Genomic DNA, 16894 nt, shown 5'->3' on the forward strand with positions numbered 1-16894 from the left:
CAGCTTCAAGTAGCTTGGTTGGATGGATGCAGGCAACTATGAACTCACCAAACCACTGGACAAGTGACGGCTAACATCAGCAAGAAACAAATCACAGGCAGCATCACCGCTCAAGACAAGGTTTACGATGGTACGACTAATGCGATTGTAAATGGTAGCTTGAATGGTTTGATTACAGGTGACCAAGTCAACCTAAATGCGCAAGGACAATTTGCAGATAAAAATGCAGGTTCAAACAAGAATGTAAATGTATCAGGTAATTTAAGTGGTACAGATTCAGGCAACTATAGCCTACAAGCGAATAGTCAGACTCAAGCCAACATCAGCAAGAAACAAATTACAGGTGTATTAACTGCTCAGCAAAGTTTACGACGGTACAACCAGCTTGTAAGAGCTTAAATGGTTTGACAGATGGTCAGCGTGGGTACAACAGGACAATTTGTCGATTGTAAAATTAAAGTTGTCACAGCTTCAAGTAGAATGGCTTAATCTTGGTTGGATTGGATGCAGGCAACTATGAACTCACCACCAATGGTCAGAGTCAAGCTAACATCAGTAAGAAACAAGTCACAGGCAGCATCACCGCTCAGGACAAAGTTTACGATGGTACAACCAATGCGATTGTAAATGGTAGTTTGAATGCAAGTGATGTGATTACAGGCGATCAAGTCAGTGTGGGTACAACAGGACAGTTTGTAGATAAGAACGCAGGTCAAAATAAAGTTGTCACAGCTTCAAGTAGCTTGGTTGGATTGGATGCAGGCAACTATGAACTCACCGCCACTGGACAAGTGACGGCTAACATCAGCAAGAAGCAAATCACAGGTAGTATCACTGCTCAAGATAAAGTTTACGATGGTACAACCAGTGCGATCGTAAATGGCAGCTTGAATGGTTTGATCACAGGTGACCAAGTCAACCTAAATGCGCAAGGACAATTTGCAGATAAAAATGCAGGTTCAAACAAGAATGTAAATGTATCAGGTAATTTAAGTGGTACAGATTCAGGCAACTATAGCAGACTCAAGCGAGTACAAGCGAATAGTCAGACTCAAGCGATTACAGGTATCAGCAAGAAACAAATCACAGGCTAACATCAGTATTACAGGTGTATTGACTGCTCAGGATAAAGTTTACGATGGTACAACCAGTGCAATTGTAAATGGTAGCTTGAATGGTTTGATCACAGGTGACCAAGTCAACCTAAATGCGCAAGGACAATTTGCAGATAAAAATGCAGGTTCAAACAAGAATGTAAATGTATCAGGTAATTTAAGTGGTACAGATGCAGGCAACTATAGCTTACAAGCGAATAGTCAGACTCAAGCCAACATTAGCAAGAAACAAATCACAGGTGTATTAACAGCTCAAGACAAAGTTTACGATGGTACAACCAGTGCGATTGTGAATGGCAGCTTGAATGGTTTGATCACAGGTGACCAAGTCAACCTAAATGCGCAAGGACAATTTGCAGATAAAAATGCAGGTTCAAACAAGAATGTAAATGTATCAGGTAATTTAACTGGTACAGATGCAGCGAACTATAGCTTACAAGCGAATAGTCAGACTCAAGCCAACATTAGCAAGAAACAAATTACAGGTGTATTGACTGCTCAAGATAAAGTTTACGATGGTACAACCAATGCAATTGTAAATGGTAGCTTGAATGGTTTTCAATCACAGGTAATTTAACTGACCAAGTCAACCTAAATGCGCAAGGACAGCTTTGCAGATAATGGCAGCTTGAATGCAGGTGTGATTACAGGCGAAAGTCAGTGTGGGTACAACAGGAAGTTTGTAAAAGAACGCAGGTCAAAATAAAGTTGTCACAGCTTCAAGTAGCTTGGTTGGATTGGATGCAGGCAACTATGAACTCACCACCACTGGACAAGTGACGGCTAACATCAGTAAGAAACAAATCACGGGCAGCATTACTGCTCAAGATAAAGTTTACGATGGTACAACCAGTGCGATTGTAAGTGGTGCATTAAACGCAGGTAGTGTCATCACTGGTGATCAAGTGAACCTAAATGCGCAAGGGCAATTTGCAGATAAAAATGCAGGTCAAACAAGCAGGTAATTTAAGTGGTACAATGCAAGTATTAACAGCTCAGGATAAAGTTTACGATGGCACAACCAATGCAATTGTAAATGGTAGTTTGAATGGTTTGATCACAGGTGACCAAGTCAACCTAAATGCGCAAGGACAATTTGCAGATAAAAATGCAGGTTCAAACAAGAATGTAAATGTATCAGGTAATTTAACTGGTACAGATGCAGCGAACTATAGCTTACAAGCGAATAGTCAGACTCAAGCCAACATTAGCAAGAAACAAATCACAGGTGTATTAACAGCTCAAGACAAAGTTTACGATGGCACAACCAGTGCGATCGTGAATGGCAGCTTGAATGCAAGTGATGTGATTACAGGCGATCAAGTCAGTGTGGGTACAACAGGACAGTTTGTAGATAAGAACGCAGGTCAAAATAAAGTTGTCACAGCTTCAAGTAGCTTGGTTGGATTGGATGCAGGCAACTATGAACTCACCACCACTGGACAAGTGACGGCTAACATCAGTAAGAAACAAATCACGGGCAGCATTACTGCTCAAGATAAAGTTTACGATGGTACAACCAGTGCGATTGTAAGTGGTGCATTAAACGCAGGTAGTGTCATCACTGGTGATCAAGTAAATGGGTGACCAAGTCAACCTAAATGCGCAAGGGCAATTTGCAGATAAAAATGCAGGTTCAAACAAGAATGTAAATGTATCAGGTAATTTAACAGCTTGAATGCAAATGCGCAAGGGCAGTGATGTGATCACAGGTGACCAAGTCAACCTAAATGCGCAAGGGCAGTTTGCAGATAAGAACGCAGGTCAAAATAAAGTTGTCACAGCTTCAAGTAGCTTGGTTGGATTGGATGCAGGCAACTATGAACTCACCACCACTGGACAAGTGACTGCCAACATCAGCAAGAAACAAATTACAGGTGTATTGACTGCTCAGGACAAAGTTTACGATGGTACAACCAGTGCAATTGTAAATGGTAGTTTGAACGCAAGTGATGTGATTACGGGCGATCAAGTCAGTGTTGGTACAACAGGACAGTTTGTAGATAAGAACGCAGGTCAAAATAAAGTTGTCACAGCTTCAAGTAGCTTGGTTGGATTGGATGCAGGCAACTATGAACTCACCACCACTGGACAAGTGACGGCTAACATCAGTAAGAAACAAATCACGGGCAGCATTACTGCTCAAGACAAAGTTTACGATGGTACAACCAGTGCGATCGTGAATGGCAGCTTGAATGGTTTGATCACAGGTGACCAAGTCAACCTGAATGCGCAAGGACAGTTTGCGGATAAAAATGCAGGTTCGAATAAAAATGTAAATGTATCAGGAAACTTAACGGGTACAGATGCAGGTAATTACGATCTTTTAGCCAATACATCCGCACAAGCTAATATCAGTAAAAAGCAAATCACAGGTAGTATCACTGCTCAAGACAAAGTTTACGATGGTACAACCAGTGCGATCGTGAATGGCAGCTTGAATGGTTTGATCACAGGTGACCAAGTTAAGCTAAATGCGCAAGGACAGTTTGCGGATAAAAATGCAGGTTCAAACAAGAATGTAAATGTATCAGGTAATTTAAGTGGTACAGATGCAGGCAACTATAGCCTACAAGCGAATAGTCAGACTCAAGCGAGTATCAGCAAGAAACAAATTACAGGTGTATTGACAGCTCAAGATAAAGTTTACGATGGTACAACCAGTGCGATCGTAAATGGTAGCTTGAATGGTTTGATTACAGGTGACCAAGTTAACCTAAATGCGCAAGGACAATTCACCGATAAAAATGCAGGTTCGAATAAAACTGTAAATGTATCAGGTAATTTAAGTGGTACAGATGCAGCGAACTATAGCTTACAAGCGAATAGTCAGACTCAAGCGAATATTGCAAAAGCCAAAGCACAAGTCATTGGTAATAGTTTAACGACGACTTATAACGGTCAGCAACAACAAGTCAATGGTTTCACTGCTCAAGGCTTAGTGAATGGGGAACGTGCTGAAGTTTTAACAAATGTAACGGCGACAGGTGCAAGCGCCATTTCAACAGGGAACTATCAGAATCAGGTCAGTGGTCATGATCAGAACTATGATCTGACATTTACTGCTGGAATGTTGAAAATTGAAGCGCCATTGGTCGATCCAAAACCACCTATCGGACCTGAAAAACCGAGCCAACCTAATCTCTCAATTTGGCAAGATTTATTAGGTAATCCATATCAGCGAGCGATTCATTTTGCTCCACAAGCAAATAAACCAAAACAGTCGGATAACATCGAAATAGAAATTATTGGTGATGGTATCAACATGGATGGTATTCACACCTTAACGGGGAATTTTTAATTATGTTATATCCGAAGCCTACATTATTGATCAGTATGCTTTCACTGAGTAGTTTTTCAGTTTTTGCAGATAATGTGCCAAATGCTGGACTACTTCTTCAACAGCAAACCATACAGCAATACCAATCTCAAGCTGAGGTGAATATTGAGCAGCCTGCACAAATGCAAATCGCGCAAGCAGATGCTCAACAGCAAGTTAAAGTTGAACAGATTGTAATTACAGGAAATCAAAGCATTAGCACACCAGATTTACATGCTTTGGTTGCCGATGCTGAAACTAAGATGTTGACACTTGCTGATTTACAGCAATTGACGAAACGGATTACGACTTATTATCAACAGCAGGGTTATCCCTATAGTCGGGCGTATTTACCTGTACAAAGTTTGAAAAATGGTGTGGTTAAGATTGCGATTTTGGAGGCAAAATATGATCGTATCATTATCAATAATCAAACCAAAACTTCGCCACACTTAATCCAAGCTATTTTGCAGCCTCTACAATCAGGCAATATTATTGATTCGGCGACTTTACAGCAGCAGCTTAAATTGTTGAATCGTTTAGATGGGATTCAAACACGTAATATCATTAGCGCAGGGCGTTATGCTGGAACTAGTGATTTAACAATTGATATTCAGCCAACATCATCACTGACAGGCTATGTCGGTTTAGATAATTATGGCAATGAATATACCCATGAAGTGCGTTTAAATGCTGGCGTTGCAGTCAATAATGCTTTGGGTTTGGGTGATCGCTTGACTGTGGATGGCATGACATCGGGCAATCTAAACTTTGGTCGACTGGCCTACGAAGCAACAATGAATGGTATCGGTACACGTCTAGGTGCGAGTTATTCTGATTTAGCCTATGAGTTAGGTAAAGAATATAAAGCTTTAGATGCGACGGGCACAGCACAACAAATCAGTGTATGGTTGAATCAACCAATATTATTGAATAATCGTAGTGAAGTGATTTTGGGTGTGGAATATGATCATAAACGCCTGAAAGATGATATTAACGTCGCAGAAATTTATCGGGATCGGAATATTGATGTTGGGCGTATTCGTTTAGATGCTTCTCAATATGATGATTTTGCAGGTGGCGGTTTAACTCAACTTGGCGTTGCAACAGATATTGGACGGGTTAATTTTAAAAATGCGATGGCAGAACTTGGTGATCAAGCAACGGCAAAAACACAAGGTGAATTTGTTAGTGCCTTTATGAATGTCTCTCGCTTGCAAAATTTAAATGGTTCAAAAACCCAAATCTATGCAGCTTTACAAGCACAATATAGCCCTGATAATTTAGATAGCGCTCAGCAATTTAGTGTTGGTGGTGCGTCGAATATTGCAGGATATAAGAATAGTGCGTTAAGTGGTTCAACTGGATATTACGTTTTGTCTGAACTTAGACAGAGTTTATATGCTTCTGCACAAAATCAACTTGCAGCGAAGATCTATGTCGATACAGCAACGGTTAAACACCAAGCACGAGAGTGGAGTGGTTTAACAGGCAAAAATATAGAACAGATTAGTAGTGCAGGTTTTGGACTAAACTGGTCAAATGCGATGCAATGGCAAGCAGCATTAACTGTAGGGTTCCCGATAGGCTCACAACCTGATAGTGTCGATAAGCGTAATGACGTCGAAGCTTGGCTTAATTTAAGTAAACGTTTTTAAATAAGAACCGAGTTGTGATCAGTTAAAATCATTGGGATTCTGATGATTTTAACGAGCAAAATTAAGAAATAAAAAAGCAAAGCCGAGGCTTTGCTTTTTTAATCAACAAAACTTAGATTTTGCTAATTAGATCATTAATTTGTTTCGCTTGTTCAGCCGCATTACCTGTGTAAGTTGCAGGTGTTAATTCAGCCAAACGTGTACGTTCGTCGGCAGGAACTTGTAATAATTCATCACCATTTACGAAGTTCACCATCATCTCACGCGTCATTGCTTGACCACGAGTCAATGCTTTTAATTTTTCGTAAGGTTTTTCAACGTTATAACGACGCATAACAGTTTGGATTGGCTCTGCAAGTACTTCTTGTGCTTGGTCTAAATCTTCATTTAAACGGTTCGCGTTCAACTCAAGTTTACCAATACCTTTTAAGCAAGCATCAAAAGCAATCAAGCTTTGTGCAAAACCAACACCCATGTTACGAAGAACAGTTGAGTCAGTTAAATCACGCTGCCAGCGAGAAACAGGAAGTTTTTCACCAAGATGACCCAATACCGCATTTGCGATACCTAAGTTACCTTCAGAATTTTCGAAGTCAATTGGGTTTACTTTATGAGGCATGGTTGATGAACCAACTTCACCGTCTTTTAATTTTTGCTTGAAGTAACCCAGTGAGATATAGCCCCAAACATCACGGTTAAAATCAATCAAGATCGTGTTGTAACGACGTAATGCATCGAACAATTCAGCCATATAATCGTGTGGCTCAATTTGTGTGGTGTATGGGTTAAATGCTAAACCTAAAGATTCTACAAATGCTTGAGCATGTGCAGCCCAGTCAATTTCTGGGTAAGCAGATAGGTGAGCATTGTAGTTACCTACAGCACCATTGATTTTACCAAGTAATTCGACATTTTCAAATTGCTTGATTTGGCGGGCTAAACGATAAGCAACGTTTGCCATCTCTTTACCCAAGGTAGTAGGGCTTGCAGTTTGACCATGTGTACGAGACAACATTGGTTGTTCAGCGTGTGTGATTGCCAAAGCAGAAATCGCATTGAGGATTTGTTTCATGCTTGAAACTAAAACTTCACGACCATTTTTAAGCATTAATGCATGAGACAAGTTGTTGATGTCTTCAGAGGTACATGCAAAGTGAATAAATTCGCCCGCATTTTGTAGCTCATCAATGTTTGCAATTTTCTCTTTAAGGAAATATTCAACTGCTTTTACATCATGGTTCGTCGTTCGTTCGATTTCTTTAATGCGATTCGCATCTTCTTCAGAAAAATTGGTTACGATTGCATCCAATGCTGCATTTGTTTCAGCAGAAAAAGCAGGAACTTCAATAATTTCTGCACGATTTGCAAGTGCTTGTAACCAACGCACTTCAACCGTAACACGAGCGTGGATTAAACCAAACTCAGACAAAAAAGGGCGTAACGCATCGCATTTGCTTGCATAACGTCCATCAAGTGGTGAGAGTGCGGTTAAAGCATTCATACAGATTCCTTAATTTTGGAATAAACATAAAAATAAATTCGTTTTAGCATCGGTTTATACCACCTGATACTGTAAACGAGCGAGAGCTTGAATATCTTGTAATAACTTACGTTTAGTAAAAATCATACTCCAAGAGCTACCACCGAGCTGCTTCCATAAATGTGCAAGTTGTAAGCCAGTAAATAAGCATGCACGAATACGGTTGGTATGATTGATGTCTTTAAATGCTTCCGCATTACCGCGAACGAGAATGCGAGGATTGATTTGCCCCGCTGTTTCCACATAAGTTTGTGCAAGGTTGGCAATAATACTTGGGTGCAAATAATTGTTATCGAAAAATGAAAGCTGTTTTAATATTTTTTGCTGAGCTGTTTCAATGATTTTGACGTATTCGGGATTGCTATATACTTTCTTTTCTAATTGCAACAAAGCCATCGCATAAGACATGGGCAGTTTAGCTGCTGAAATTTTAGGAACACGAGATTTGGGTGCAGTGTTAAAAGGCTGAGTAATACAGCCTTCTAAAGTTTTTAAACCGAGTGAAATATCAGCAAGTTGATTAAAAAAATCTAAAGTTTGAGTGGCATTATTGGTAGCGGGTCGAATATTAAGACTGGCTTTAATCAATAACTCAAAATAAAAATTACCACTATCCCCAATACTTTGCTGTCCCGCCATCGCGGTCATATGCGTGAGCTGCGTTGCTTGAAACACAGCAGCCAATGCCAAAGCACGATTTTGTCGAACATTCAACGCTTGGGCGTGCTGAAAGGGTAACTCCACCATGCTTCGCTTCCAATTTCCTTAAATAAAATCTGGTTCAGGTGCATTGGTATGGTGAATCACACCACCACCTAAGCAAACCTCTCCTGAGTAGAACACCACGCTTTGTCCAGGAGTTACAGCTCTTTGTGGTTCATCAAACTCAACTCGAATACCATTTTCGGTTTGCTCATCACGATAAATTGTACACGCTTGATCAGGCTGACGATAACGGGTTTTTGCCGTGCATCGGAATCCTGTGCTTGGAATGTCTTGTTCACCTGCGACCCAATCAATTGACTCGCTCCAAAGCTGTGTGCTTTGCATGAGTGGATGTTCATGTCCTTGACCAATCACCAGTCGGTTATTGGCGATATCTTTATGCAATACGAACCATGCACCTTCTTGCACACCTTTCATACCACCGATACCAATACCACCGCGTTGACCCAGCGTATAGTACATCAAGCCATGATGTTCACCAACTTCTTTACCTGACTCCAAAACAATTTTTCCAGCTTGTGCAGGTAAATATTGTTTTAAGAAATCGGTAAAACGACGTTCACCAATAAAGCAAATGCCAGTTGAGTCTTTTTTCTTCGCTGTCGCTAAATCAAGTTCTTCTGCAATTCGACGCACTTCAGGTTTTTCAATTTCACCCACGGGGAATAAGGTCTTGTTAATTTCACGACCATGCACCGCATGTAAGAAATAAGTCTGGTCTTTATTATTATCGACACCACGTAATAAAGGTGCGTAGGTTTCACCACGTGAGTTTTGTAGACTTGCACCACGACGCGCATAGTGACCCGTTGCGATAAAGTCTGCACCCAAGGTCATGGCGTGATCTAAAAATGCACGGAATTTAATTTCTTTATTACACAGAATATCTGGGTTTGGGGTACGACCTGCCGCATATTCTGCCAAAAAGTGCTCGAATACTCGATCCCAATATTCCATTGCAAAATTAGCAGTATGTAGCTTGATGCCAATTTTATCTGCAACGGCTTGAGCATCTGCTAAATCTTCGAGTGCTGTGCAATATTCCGTACCATCATCTTCTTCCCAGTTTTTCATGAAAAGACCTTCAACTTGATATCCTTGTTGAAGTAATAATGCGGCAGAAACGGAGGAGTCTACACCACCAGACATACCGACAATGACACGTTGTTGCATCTAATTAAGCGTCCAAATGAGAAGTTAATGAGGGAGAGAAAGGTTGCTCATAAATGAGCGATAAGGGATATTTTTTGCCAGCAAGGGCATCTTCAATTACTTTTAAAACCAATGGGCTACGCGCACGTGCTGTTTCTTGTAGCTCATCTAAGTTCATCCATACTACACCAACAATACCTGTATCCAGTTGAGCATTTTCTTCAACCGACGTGACATGTGCTAAAAAGCAAAAACGGTAATAGGTACGATCTGGAAACATCGGTGGAGTATAGGTATAAATACCGAGCAGATGATCAATTTCAACATGATGACCTGTTTCTTCTAAGGTCTCACGAATCGCTGCTTGAATAATGGTCTCATCGCATTCTACATGTCCCGCAGGTTGATTAAACACGGTATGTACAAAGCCTTCGCTGTGTTCTTCAACAAACAGAAAACGTCCGTCTTTTTCGACTACAGTAGCGACTGTGACATGGGGTGTCCAAGCGGTCATAGAAAGCACCATGATTTTAAAAAACGTATTCTACAAAATTTGGGCGTTTTTGGCTATGGAAATTGAATCATAGCTTGACGCACCGTTATTCAATTATGGACTTTTAATTTTTCCGTTAATATATTTTTGTAAGTCTTTTGCCGATTGTCATGCAGGATCATCTATTACGTATGTTCAACTATAATTTAAGACATCTAAGCTTTTCCATAATTTGGATTCTCTATTGAAATTAATTGATCAGCGTACATTGTACAGCCCCAAGGATCTTTCCAATCACAGGTTTTTGCAAAGGTTGATAAAATGCACTTATTTTGCAATGGCATTAAGTTTTCCGTAAGATTTAATATTCCTGCAATTCTGATGCGATTCAAAGCTCACATACTGATTTTCTCTGGGTATAAAAATTAACAACGAGGCAATAACATGCAATTGTATCAAATGAATTTCATTCTAATAAAGCAGTTCCTCATTCGGGGCAAAATGCATTAAAAGATGGTAAATAATGGAGAAAATCATGAAGGTTTATGAAGATAATGGACGAAATTCATTGGACGAAATTCACAGAGTCCAAAGTGAATTAGGTTATAATTTACCCAAAAATTATATTTCTCTAATGCAAAAGCATGATGCCTTAGAGCCTATAGAAAATATATTTGATTTCACTAATGTTTATGATCAGGCTGATAATAGGGATATAAATTTTTTTAGTTTCAAAGAAAATTATTTAGGAGGAAGTATTTTAAGTGAACAAGAAAATGTTTCTGATTTAAATAATTATGGTATAGAAAATCTTGTTGTGTTTGGAAGATGTGCTAATGGTGATTATATTTGCTTTGATTATAGAGATAATCCTAAAAGTTCAGAGCCTAAGATTGTATTAGTATACCATGATGATTTTATTGATTATGATGATGGTAAAAGCACAATGGTGGTAAACTTTGTTGCAGATAACTTTGATGAATTCATGAAATCACTCTATGAGAGTGAAGAATAGTACTTAAGTATTATTTCATTCCACCCCTTACGAAGTATACTTTTAGGTATAATCTTGCGGAAAAATATTCCTCATGGTTGGTTTATTATTTATATAAAATATTTTTTCTATATAAAAATTGAACGCATTAAAGTACTCCACCCTTTAATTGTACCAAGTGAAAATATTTCCAAAGTTTTTTAGTTATATATTCTAAAATATAATGGTGATCTATTTGGTCTTATTATAATTATCCTTCACTTTTACATAATGACGTGCCGAATAAGGAAGAAACTCCATTTCTTTTTCAGTCAGTGCACGAACTCGCTGTACTGGGCTACCAACATACAGGTAACCACTTTTTAACACTTTACGTGGCGGAACAAGGCTACCAGCACCAATCATCACATCATCTTCGATAATCACGTCATCTAAAACAACGGTATTAATCCCGATCAGGACACGATTACCAATGGTACAACCATGCAAAGTTACATGATGTCCAACCGTCACATCTTCGCCAATGACGAGAGGTGAACCGTTTGGTTTAGCTTGATTTTTATGGCTGACATGCAACATACAATGATCTTGTACATTACTATTTTTGCCAATTTGAATAGAATTGACATCACCACGAATTACGGCAAAGGGCCAAACAGAAACATTCTCTGCTAATTTGACATCACCAATTACCACAGACATGTCATCTACATAACAGCTTGAATCAACATCAGGTGTTTGATCGAGATACGGACGAATGTTCTTAGTCATTAGAAGCTTCAAAACAAAATATGATGGAATTATAAAATAAAAAAGCATTCATGCCCAAGAGCATGAATGCTTAATTAGTCTATTCTAAAATTAGAATAAGTTACTGAAGAACATTTTGATATGGTCAATCATACGTGCAAAGAAGCTTGCTTCTTCAACAGGCTTTAATGCAACCAGTGGTTTCTCTGCAATGACTTTACCATCAAGGCTTGCCACTAATTTACCCACAACTTGACCTTTGGCTAAAGGCGCATTCAATTTAGGTTGAACTACAAGCTGAGTTTTGATTTTGTCCGCTTGACCTTTAGGCATGGTTACGTTGAAGTTTTCAGCAAGACCAATTTGAACATTATCTTCTTTACCAAACCATACTTTGGCTTTAGCAAGCACTTGGTTAGCAGGTTGTACATTTGCAGTCTCGAAGTTTGCAAAGCCCCATGCTAACAATGTACGAGTTTGACTAGCACGTTCATTCATGCTTGGTGTGCCAAAGATCACTGAGATCAAACGCATTGGTCCACGTTTACTTGAAGTGGTTAGGCAATAACCCGCTTCATCAGTATGTCCTGTTTTTAAACCATCAACACTTGGATCTGTATAAAGCAAAGCATTACGGTTGCCTTGTTTAATACCATTAAACGTAAATTCTTTTTCCGAATAGATTGGATAGTATTTAGAGCTATCTTTAATAATATGTTGCGCTAGTACAGCCATATCTTTAGCAGTTGAGTAATGACCTTCAGCAGGCATACCTGTTGCATTGATAAAGTGAGTATTCACCATACCAATACGTTTGGCTTCTTGGTTCATCATGTGGGCAAATGTACCCTCGTTGCCCGCAATGTGTTCGGCCATTGCTTTAGATGCATCATTGCCTGATTGAATAATAATACCACGTAACATTTCTAGAACAGTTGCTGTACCATTTAATGGTACATACATACATGATTCAGCACTGGTACCACGACACCATGCTGATTCATTCATACGGACTTGTTCGTTGTCTGTTAATTCACCCTTTAAAAGTTTTTGTTCTATGATGTAGCTTGTCATCATTTTGGTCATAGAAGCGGGTGCGAGTTTTTCATTTTCGTTTTTTGCAGCAAGGATTTGTCCTGTCTCGTAATCCATCAATACATAGGATTTATTATTTAATTCTGGTGGAGACGGTAGGACAGTCGCTGCATATGAAAGGCTTGGCAAAAGTAATAATGCAGCAAGAGCGCTTTTTTGAGTCATTCTAGGTGTTCCAATATCTTGTGTGAAGCAGATGAGCCTAGCATTTTAGGACAAAGCAAAGCCGACTTCTACGGCAGAAGTCGGCTTTTTCATGCAGTATTGTAACTAATCAGTTACTTAGAATAATAATTCCGAACATCATCGCAAATTTGACGATTATCATCTTCAGATGCAGCCTTGGCATCTTTACGCGCTTCAGCAAGAGGAGCTTGGAACTCTTTGGTTTTAGCACGTTTATTGAGGATGTCTACAGCATTTGGTTCATTTGATAAATATGATTTGACGAGGTTGTCATATGCTTTATTAAATTTTAGATCTTTGCCAATTAAATCTGGGCAGATTTCTGACAATACATAAATTGCAGCAAGTTCTTGAGGAGTCACGCCTTCAGATGTTGGTGTAACTTCAATTTTTTCAGGTTCAGATTTTTTTTCTGCGGCAAATACAGTTGTTGTGAAAAGACTAGAAGTAATGAGAAATGATAAACCTAGTGTTTTGAAAAAACTTTTCTTCATAAGAACTCAAACTCAGAAACAAGACTTAAAGAATTTGAATAGCTTATAGCATAAAAATATGAATAAATTGTATGTTTGCTGTAGGGAAGTGGGGTTGTGTGGCTTTAAATATTAAAATTTAAAACCACAAATTTGTGATTGAGCTATTAGCCTTCAAAATTCAATACATCGTCACATACTGACTTTTGTTCAGCTTTTTCAACTTCTTTCGCTGCTTCACGAGCATCTTTCAATAAAGATTGGAATTCTCCATCCTTTTGTAGACTCTCAAGGGAAGCTGACTTATCAGAATAGGTGCTTAAATAAGAAGCCACCATCTTTTTGATGTTTTCGTCAAATTTAGCATTTTTTCCAATTATGCTTGGGCACATTTCAATGAGGACTTGCGCATTGGCAATATCATCTTTGATAAGTGCATCTGCTTCTTTAGCTGAAACCGTTGTGTTTGCAAAAATTGCGGGTGCTGTTAGAAGTGAAAAACTTACCCCTAAAACACGGATAAAAGTAGATAAATGTCTCATGGCGGCATAAATTTCTAATACTATGAAGTTACAAATATATATAATTCACTGAATAATTCAATTGAAAAAACTACGTAGTAACATTTAAAGAGACAGGATCAAAGTGAATATTTTAATAGCAAATGTTTATTTATAATTTAAAATATTGTTATTAATAAATATTTGTAATTATTATATATAAATCACCCGTATAGTTACCCGTTTTTAAAATTGTTATTATTTTTTATTAAAAATAAAGCCTGCTATGAGCAGGCTACGGTATTTAAATCTTGCTTAAATTCTTCAACTTTATGTTTTACATAAGATTCATGCCAAAAAACATCTTTTTTATTTAAGCGAACTGGCTGTTGAATTTCACCAGATTTCACTCTGTCATAAAATGCATCTTTTTTGATTGAAAGTAAGTCCATAAATTCTTTTGCGCGTACACGACGATCAATTTTCATTTTTATTTACCTCCAATTCATCCAAGATCTCAGCAAACAATTTAATACCTTCACGTAAATGATTTGCATATTTTTGCGGTGCTGGATCAACGTATTTAAAGCGACCATTTTCTTGAAATGGAATAGGTGGTGTTAATCCAGCAGCCAAGTAAACGCTAACAATTTGCCCACCAATCGCTGATTCAATTTTTGTGATGATTTGAGGCTGTTCAAGCATTTCTGTATATGTAGTCATGTGATAATCCTCAAAATGGCAAGTCTTCAAATGGATTGGAATCCATTGTTTCATCCCAATCTTTTGGATTGAAATCATATTCATTATTGAATAACTTAAATGCTTCTATTGCATCATGAATAAGTAGATTTCTTGACTCATGATTTGATGTTGAAAGTCTTAAATAGCTATAGTTATCAGTTCCGTCATCCATAATTTTGTGATGTGTGAAATAAATATTTAACTCTACATCCTCATTTTTTGTTCCCTGATAAAATTGAATATAAGAGCTAATATCTTTATTTTTAAAATTTGCTGCTGCCTGAAGAAGACTTGGAAAATTATGCTGAAATGGCATTGGTTTGTTAATCTCAATCCAATGCCTAGCTTGATTAATAGCATCATCAAGCGCGTTATGTGCTTCGCCAGATGGTTGAAAATCAACTTTGTGTGAGTATTTTAAATATGTCCTAAAACACATTTCTCTTGAGAATTTCCACGGTTTTTTCATGTCTAATTTATCAAGAATATTATTGGCCCATCGAATATCAGCAATTGCTCCTTTACTCCAGATTTCCTCACACTCATATTTTTTATATAGATCAACAAGCATACCCATTGCATAGCCAATATTAGTAGTTCCACCAAATGCGGATTTTTTTGCTGTATCGGATTGTTCTTCCCACCAAAGTAGGGTATCGACTGAAACAGTACAGCCAAGGTCTAAGCATGAATGCTGATCTATCTTTTCAAAAAATGAATCAACAATTCCATCTTCATTAAACACAACTACACCCATGCTTAAAATAACAGGGCATTCAGCAACGTCGAGAGTTTCAAAATCAAGCATTAAACGATTCATGCAATAGTTCCTTTTTTCTTTTTGTGTGCGAGTTGGTTAGCTGCATTACATGCAAAACATTTATAATTCAGCCCCGATCTTGAAAATTGGGTTTTGATTATAAAAAATGGTGTTTCGCCATGAACTTTACAGACACCCGTAAATTTTCTTTCGTTGTTGCTGGCAGCAACTAGCATTAACTCTTTGTTCAAAGTTTGGCGATTATGATTATCTAAATCTTTGATTTGAAAACAGTCAACGCATTTCAAGCAACGGGGACGATCTTTATAAAAGCGATAAACTGTATAGCCATGGTGTATACAAAGCGCTTCAATTTCATTGAGATTGTTGTCACGTGCCGTTTTAAATACTTCAATGTTATGAAAACGAATCATTGCACGTTCACCATAAACAACGAGCTTTGATACACGCTTTGGCTTAACAACTTTTGGTTTTACTAGGCGTAATTTAACGACTTTGACCTTGGTTGGTTTTTCCTTTTTTGGGGGATTCACTGGAGTATGTCTAGTAACTCGTTCAGCATTATATTTTTCAATATCAAGTTTCCGAACGGGTTGTTTTGCATACGGAATATTGCCATCTTTAAAGTTTGAATGTCCGAATTGTAATTCAGTAATTGTATTACCTTGGGCTAGCCATGCTTCAACGTCAGCTTTTAAATCAGGCTTAATAATTTTGCTGGCTGGTTCATAGAATTGCATTGCTATTCTCCAGTGCAGTGGTAATTGCATAGCCGAACAATAGAATCATGAGGGCAAGCAATCCAACTATAAGTTCAGTCTTTAACATCACTCATCTCCCAACTTTCTTACAAAAACTTCATGTTCGTTGGCATTTTGGAATTGTGCTTGGTATGCAATAGCACGTTCTGCATCTTGATCAATTGAATGCGCGCAGCTCTTTAAGCTTGAAAAAACCAATGCGCCCAGGATTAAAAATAGGGCAACGTAAACGGCAGTAAATTGAGTGGCTTCTTTCATGTTTAAGCCTCAATCAACTGGTTTTTATGAGCTGTGTGAACTTGATCGACCCATTGTACTTTTTCACTTAAATCAATAACTTCAAGATTATAAGCAGAGTCTATAAATGCATTTGCCTGAGCAATTGCTGCAATAAATTCAGGGTAGGTGTGAGCGTGTGCAATGTTAGAAATTGCACATTGGATTTGATCGATTGAACGTGAGCGATAGAAATCGAGATCGTGCTGTGGTTCAGCAACAAGGCGACCAACGACAATGCCGTCGAAGTGGTCAAATTGAGGGTCGAATTTTTTCATAAGGGCACCTAAGTAAAGTTAGTTTGCCATATAAAACTAACTTTACTAAGTTT

The 16894-nt window shown here is 38.3% G+C and carries 23 protein-coding genes; 9 read left to right on the forward strand and 14 right to left on the reverse strand.

Annotated elements, in window-relative coordinates; translation table 11 throughout:
* Positions 1-63 precede the first annotated feature (63 nt).
* The 8 genes from ACN19N_RS05525 (at position 64) to ACN19N_RS05560 (ending at position 6092) form a co-directional block, all read left to right on the forward strand.
* Positions 64-399 (forward strand): YDG domain-containing protein, encoded by a 336-nt coding sequence (locus ACN19N_RS05525; RefSeq protein WP_420002134.1) that lies wholly within the window; start codon positions 64-66, stop codon positions 397-399.
* A 92-nt stretch (positions 400-491) separates the two neighbouring features.
* Entirely contained in the window at positions 492-1094 is a 603-nt protein-coding gene (locus tag ACN19N_RS05530) for a YDG domain-containing protein (RefSeq protein ID WP_420002135.1), read from the forward strand.
* Positions 994-1692: a YDG domain-containing protein gene (locus ACN19N_RS05535; protein ID WP_420002136.1), complete on the forward strand. Its 699-nt coding sequence runs from the start codon at positions 994-996 to the stop codon at positions 1690-1692. Before ACN19N_RS05530 ends, ACN19N_RS05535 begins: the two co-directional genes overlap by 101 nt.
* 151 nt (positions 1693-1843) lie before the next feature.
* Positions 1844-2080 (forward strand): YDG domain-containing protein, encoded by a 237-nt coding sequence (locus ACN19N_RS05540; RefSeq protein ID WP_420002137.1) that lies wholly within the window; start codon positions 1844-1846, stop codon positions 2078-2080.
* Entirely contained in the window at positions 2058-2702 is a 645-nt protein-coding gene (locus tag ACN19N_RS05545; RefSeq protein WP_420002138.1) for a YDG domain-containing protein, read from the forward strand. The genes ACN19N_RS05540 and ACN19N_RS05545 overlap by 23 nt, the downstream gene beginning before the upstream one ends.
* On the forward strand, positions 2695-2793 hold the full coding sequence (locus tag ACN19N_RS05550) for a YDG domain-containing protein (protein WP_420002139.1): 99 nt from the start codon (positions 2695-2697) through the stop codon (positions 2791-2793). The genes ACN19N_RS05545 and ACN19N_RS05550 overlap by 8 nt, the downstream gene beginning before the upstream one ends.
* A complete protein-coding gene (locus tag ACN19N_RS05555) occupies positions 2794-4416 on the forward strand; it encodes a YDG domain-containing protein (protein WP_420002140.1) in 1623 nt (540 codons plus the stop codon).
* 2 nt (positions 4417-4418) lie between these two features.
* Positions 4419-6092 carry a ShlB/FhaC/HecB family hemolysin secretion/activation protein gene (locus tag ACN19N_RS05560; protein WP_420002141.1) on the forward strand — a complete coding sequence of 558 codons (1674 nt, stop codon included), beginning with the start codon at positions 4419-4421 and terminating at the stop codon, positions 6090-6092.
* 112 nt (positions 6093-6204) lie between these two features.
* Here the strand turns inward: ACN19N_RS05560 and purB are convergent, their stop codons facing one another.
* From purB to ACN19N_RS05580, 4 genes are read right to left on the reverse strand one after another with little or no spacing between them, the layout of a single operon-like run.
* Positions 6205-7593, reverse strand: coding sequence for an adenylosuccinate lyase (purB, locus tag ACN19N_RS05565; protein ID WP_420002142.1), 1389 nt, complete (start codon positions 7591-7593; stop codon positions 6205-6207).
* A 54-nt stretch (positions 7594-7647) separates the two neighbouring features.
* The gene (gene hflD / locus ACN19N_RS05570; protein WP_420002143.1) at positions 7648-8379 is read right to left on the reverse strand and encodes a high frequency lysogenization protein HflD; all 732 of its coding nucleotides are present in this window, start codon (positions 8377-8379) and stop codon (positions 7648-7650) included.
* Positions 8380-8397: 18 nt separating this feature from the next.
* Positions 8398-9531, reverse strand: coding sequence for a tRNA 2-thiouridine(34) synthase MnmA (gene mnmA, locus ACN19N_RS05575; RefSeq protein WP_420002144.1), 1134 nt, complete (start codon positions 9529-9531; stop codon positions 8398-8400).
* 4 nt (positions 9532-9535) lie between these two features.
* Entirely contained in the window at positions 9536-10024 is a 489-nt protein-coding gene (locus tag ACN19N_RS05580) for an NUDIX hydrolase (protein ID WP_420002145.1), read from the reverse strand.
* A 514-nt stretch (positions 10025-10538) separates the two neighbouring features.
* Between ACN19N_RS05580 and ACN19N_RS05585 the strand changes: the two genes are divergently transcribed.
* Positions 10539-11018: an SMI1/KNR4 family protein gene (locus ACN19N_RS05585; RefSeq protein ID WP_420002146.1), complete on the forward strand. Its 480-nt coding sequence runs from the start codon at positions 10539-10541 to the stop codon at positions 11016-11018.
* A gap of 210 nt (positions 11019-11228) precedes the next feature.
* Here ACN19N_RS05585 and ACN19N_RS05590 read toward each other — a convergent pair whose 3' ends face one another.
* From ACN19N_RS05590 to ACN19N_RS05635, 10 genes are all read right to left on the reverse strand, one after another.
* A complete protein-coding gene (locus ACN19N_RS05590) occupies positions 11229-11768 on the reverse strand; it encodes a gamma carbonic anhydrase family protein (RefSeq protein ID WP_420002147.1) in 540 nt (179 codons plus the stop codon).
* Positions 11769-11858: 90 nt separating this feature from the next.
* Entirely contained in the window at positions 11859-13007 is a 1149-nt protein-coding gene (dacC, locus tag ACN19N_RS05595) for a D-alanyl-D-alanine carboxypeptidase PBP5/6 (RefSeq protein WP_269228291.1), read from the reverse strand.
* A gap of 113 nt (positions 13008-13120) precedes the next feature.
* A complete protein-coding gene (locus ACN19N_RS05600; RefSeq protein WP_269228290.1) occupies positions 13121-13522 on the reverse strand; it encodes an MCR_0457 family protein in 402 nt (133 codons plus the stop codon).
* 146 nt (positions 13523-13668) lie between these two features.
* Positions 13669-14043: an MCR_0457 family protein gene (locus ACN19N_RS05605; protein ID WP_269228289.1), complete on the reverse strand. Its 375-nt coding sequence runs from the start codon at positions 14041-14043 to the stop codon at positions 13669-13671.
* 242 nt (positions 14044-14285) lie between these two features.
* On the reverse strand, positions 14286-14489 hold the full coding sequence (locus ACN19N_RS05610) for a transcriptional regulator (protein ID WP_314370397.1): 204 nt from the start codon (positions 14487-14489) through the stop codon (positions 14286-14288).
* Complete coding sequence (locus ACN19N_RS05615; protein WP_420002148.1) at positions 14479-14724, reverse strand: hypothetical protein; 246 nt, start codon at positions 14722-14724, stop codon at positions 14479-14481. The genes ACN19N_RS05610 and ACN19N_RS05615 overlap by 11 nt, the downstream gene beginning before the upstream one ends.
* A gap of 10 nt (positions 14725-14734) precedes the next feature.
* Positions 14735-15565, reverse strand: a complete 831-nt coding sequence (locus ACN19N_RS05620) for a 3'-5' exonuclease (RefSeq protein ID WP_420002149.1) — start codon at positions 15563-15565, stop codon at positions 14735-14737.
* Positions 15562-16266: a hypothetical protein gene (locus ACN19N_RS05625; protein WP_420002150.1), complete on the reverse strand. Its 705-nt coding sequence runs from the start codon at positions 16264-16266 to the stop codon at positions 15562-15564. Before ACN19N_RS05625 ends, ACN19N_RS05620 begins: the two co-directional genes overlap by 4 nt.
* Before the next feature lie 87 nt (positions 16267-16353).
* A complete protein-coding gene (locus ACN19N_RS05630; protein ID WP_420002151.1) occupies positions 16354-16545 on the reverse strand; it encodes a hypothetical protein in 192 nt (63 codons plus the stop codon).
* Positions 16546-16547: 2 nt separating this feature from the next.
* Complete coding sequence (locus tag ACN19N_RS05635; RefSeq protein ID WP_420002152.1) at positions 16548-16841, reverse strand: hypothetical protein; 294 nt, start codon at positions 16839-16841, stop codon at positions 16548-16550.
* Positions 16842-16894 lie beyond the last annotated feature (53 nt).

Origin of the sequence: Acinetobacter sp. LF10 (genome assembly GCF_048585715.1) — a bacterium.
Lineage (GTDB): Bacteria > Pseudomonadota > Gammaproteobacteria > Pseudomonadales > Moraxellaceae > Acinetobacter.

Coding starts and splice junctions, on each gene's coding strand:
- ACN19N_RS05580 (WP_420002145.1), bottom strand. CDS start 10,024: ATGACCGCTTGGACACCCCATGTCACAGTCGCTACTGTAGTCGAAAAA.
- ACN19N_RS05585 (WP_420002146.1), top strand. CDS start 10,539: ATGAAGGTTTATGAAGATAATGGACGAAATTCATTGGACGAAATTCAC.
- ACN19N_RS05615 (WP_420002148.1), bottom strand. CDS start 14,724: ATGACTACATATACAGAAATGCTTGAACAGCCTCAAATCATCACAAAA.
- purB (WP_420002142.1), bottom strand. CDS start 7,593: ATGAATGCTTTAACCGCACTCTCACCACTTGATGGACGTTATGCAAGC.
- ACN19N_RS05590 (WP_420002147.1), bottom strand. CDS start 11,768: ATGACTAAGAACATTCGTCCGTATCTCGATCAAACACCTGATGTTGAT.
- ACN19N_RS05630 (WP_420002151.1), bottom strand. CDS start 16,545: ATGAAAGAAGCCACTCAATTTACTGCCGTTTACGTTGCCCTATTTTTA.
- hflD (WP_420002143.1), bottom strand. CDS start 8,379: ATGGTGGAGTTACCCTTTCAGCACGCCCAAGCGTTGAATGTTCGACAA.
- ACN19N_RS05550 (WP_420002139.1), top strand. CDS start 2,695: ATGGGTGACCAAGTCAACCTAAATGCGCAAGGGCAATTTGCAGATAAA.
- ACN19N_RS05610 (WP_314370397.1), bottom strand. CDS start 14,489: ATGAAAATTGATCGTCGTGTACGCGCAAAAGAATTTATGGACTTACTT.
- ACN19N_RS05555 (WP_420002140.1), top strand. CDS start 2,794: ATGCAAATGCGCAAGGGCAGTGATGTGATCACAGGTGACCAAGTCAAC.
- ACN19N_RS05545 (WP_420002138.1), top strand. CDS start 2,058: ATGCAGGTCAAACAAGCAGGTAATTTAAGTGGTACAATGCAAGTATTA.
- ACN19N_RS05625 (WP_420002150.1), bottom strand. CDS start 16,266: ATGCAATTCTATGAACCAGCCAGCAAAATTATTAAGCCTGATTTAAAA.
- mnmA (WP_420002144.1), bottom strand. CDS start 9,531: ATGCAACAACGTGTCATTGTCGGTATGTCTGGTGGTGTAGACTCCTCC.
- ACN19N_RS05635 (WP_420002152.1), bottom strand. CDS start 16,841: ATGAAAAAATTCGACCCTCAATTTGACCACTTCGACGGCATTGTCGTT.
- ACN19N_RS05605 (WP_269228289.1), bottom strand. CDS start 14,043: ATGAGACATTTATCTACTTTTATCCGTGTTTTAGGGGTAAGTTTTTCA.
- ACN19N_RS05600 (WP_269228290.1), bottom strand. CDS start 13,522: ATGAAGAAAAGTTTTTTCAAAACACTAGGTTTATCATTTCTCATTACT.
- ACN19N_RS05620 (WP_420002149.1), bottom strand. CDS start 15,565: ATGAATCGTTTAATGCTTGATTTTGAAACTCTCGACGTTGCTGAATGC.
- ACN19N_RS05560 (WP_420002141.1), top strand. CDS start 4,419: ATGTTATATCCGAAGCCTACATTATTGATCAGTATGCTTTCACTGAGT.
- dacC (WP_269228291.1), bottom strand. CDS start 13,007: ATGACTCAAAAAAGCGCTCTTGCTGCATTATTACTTTTGCCAAGCCTT.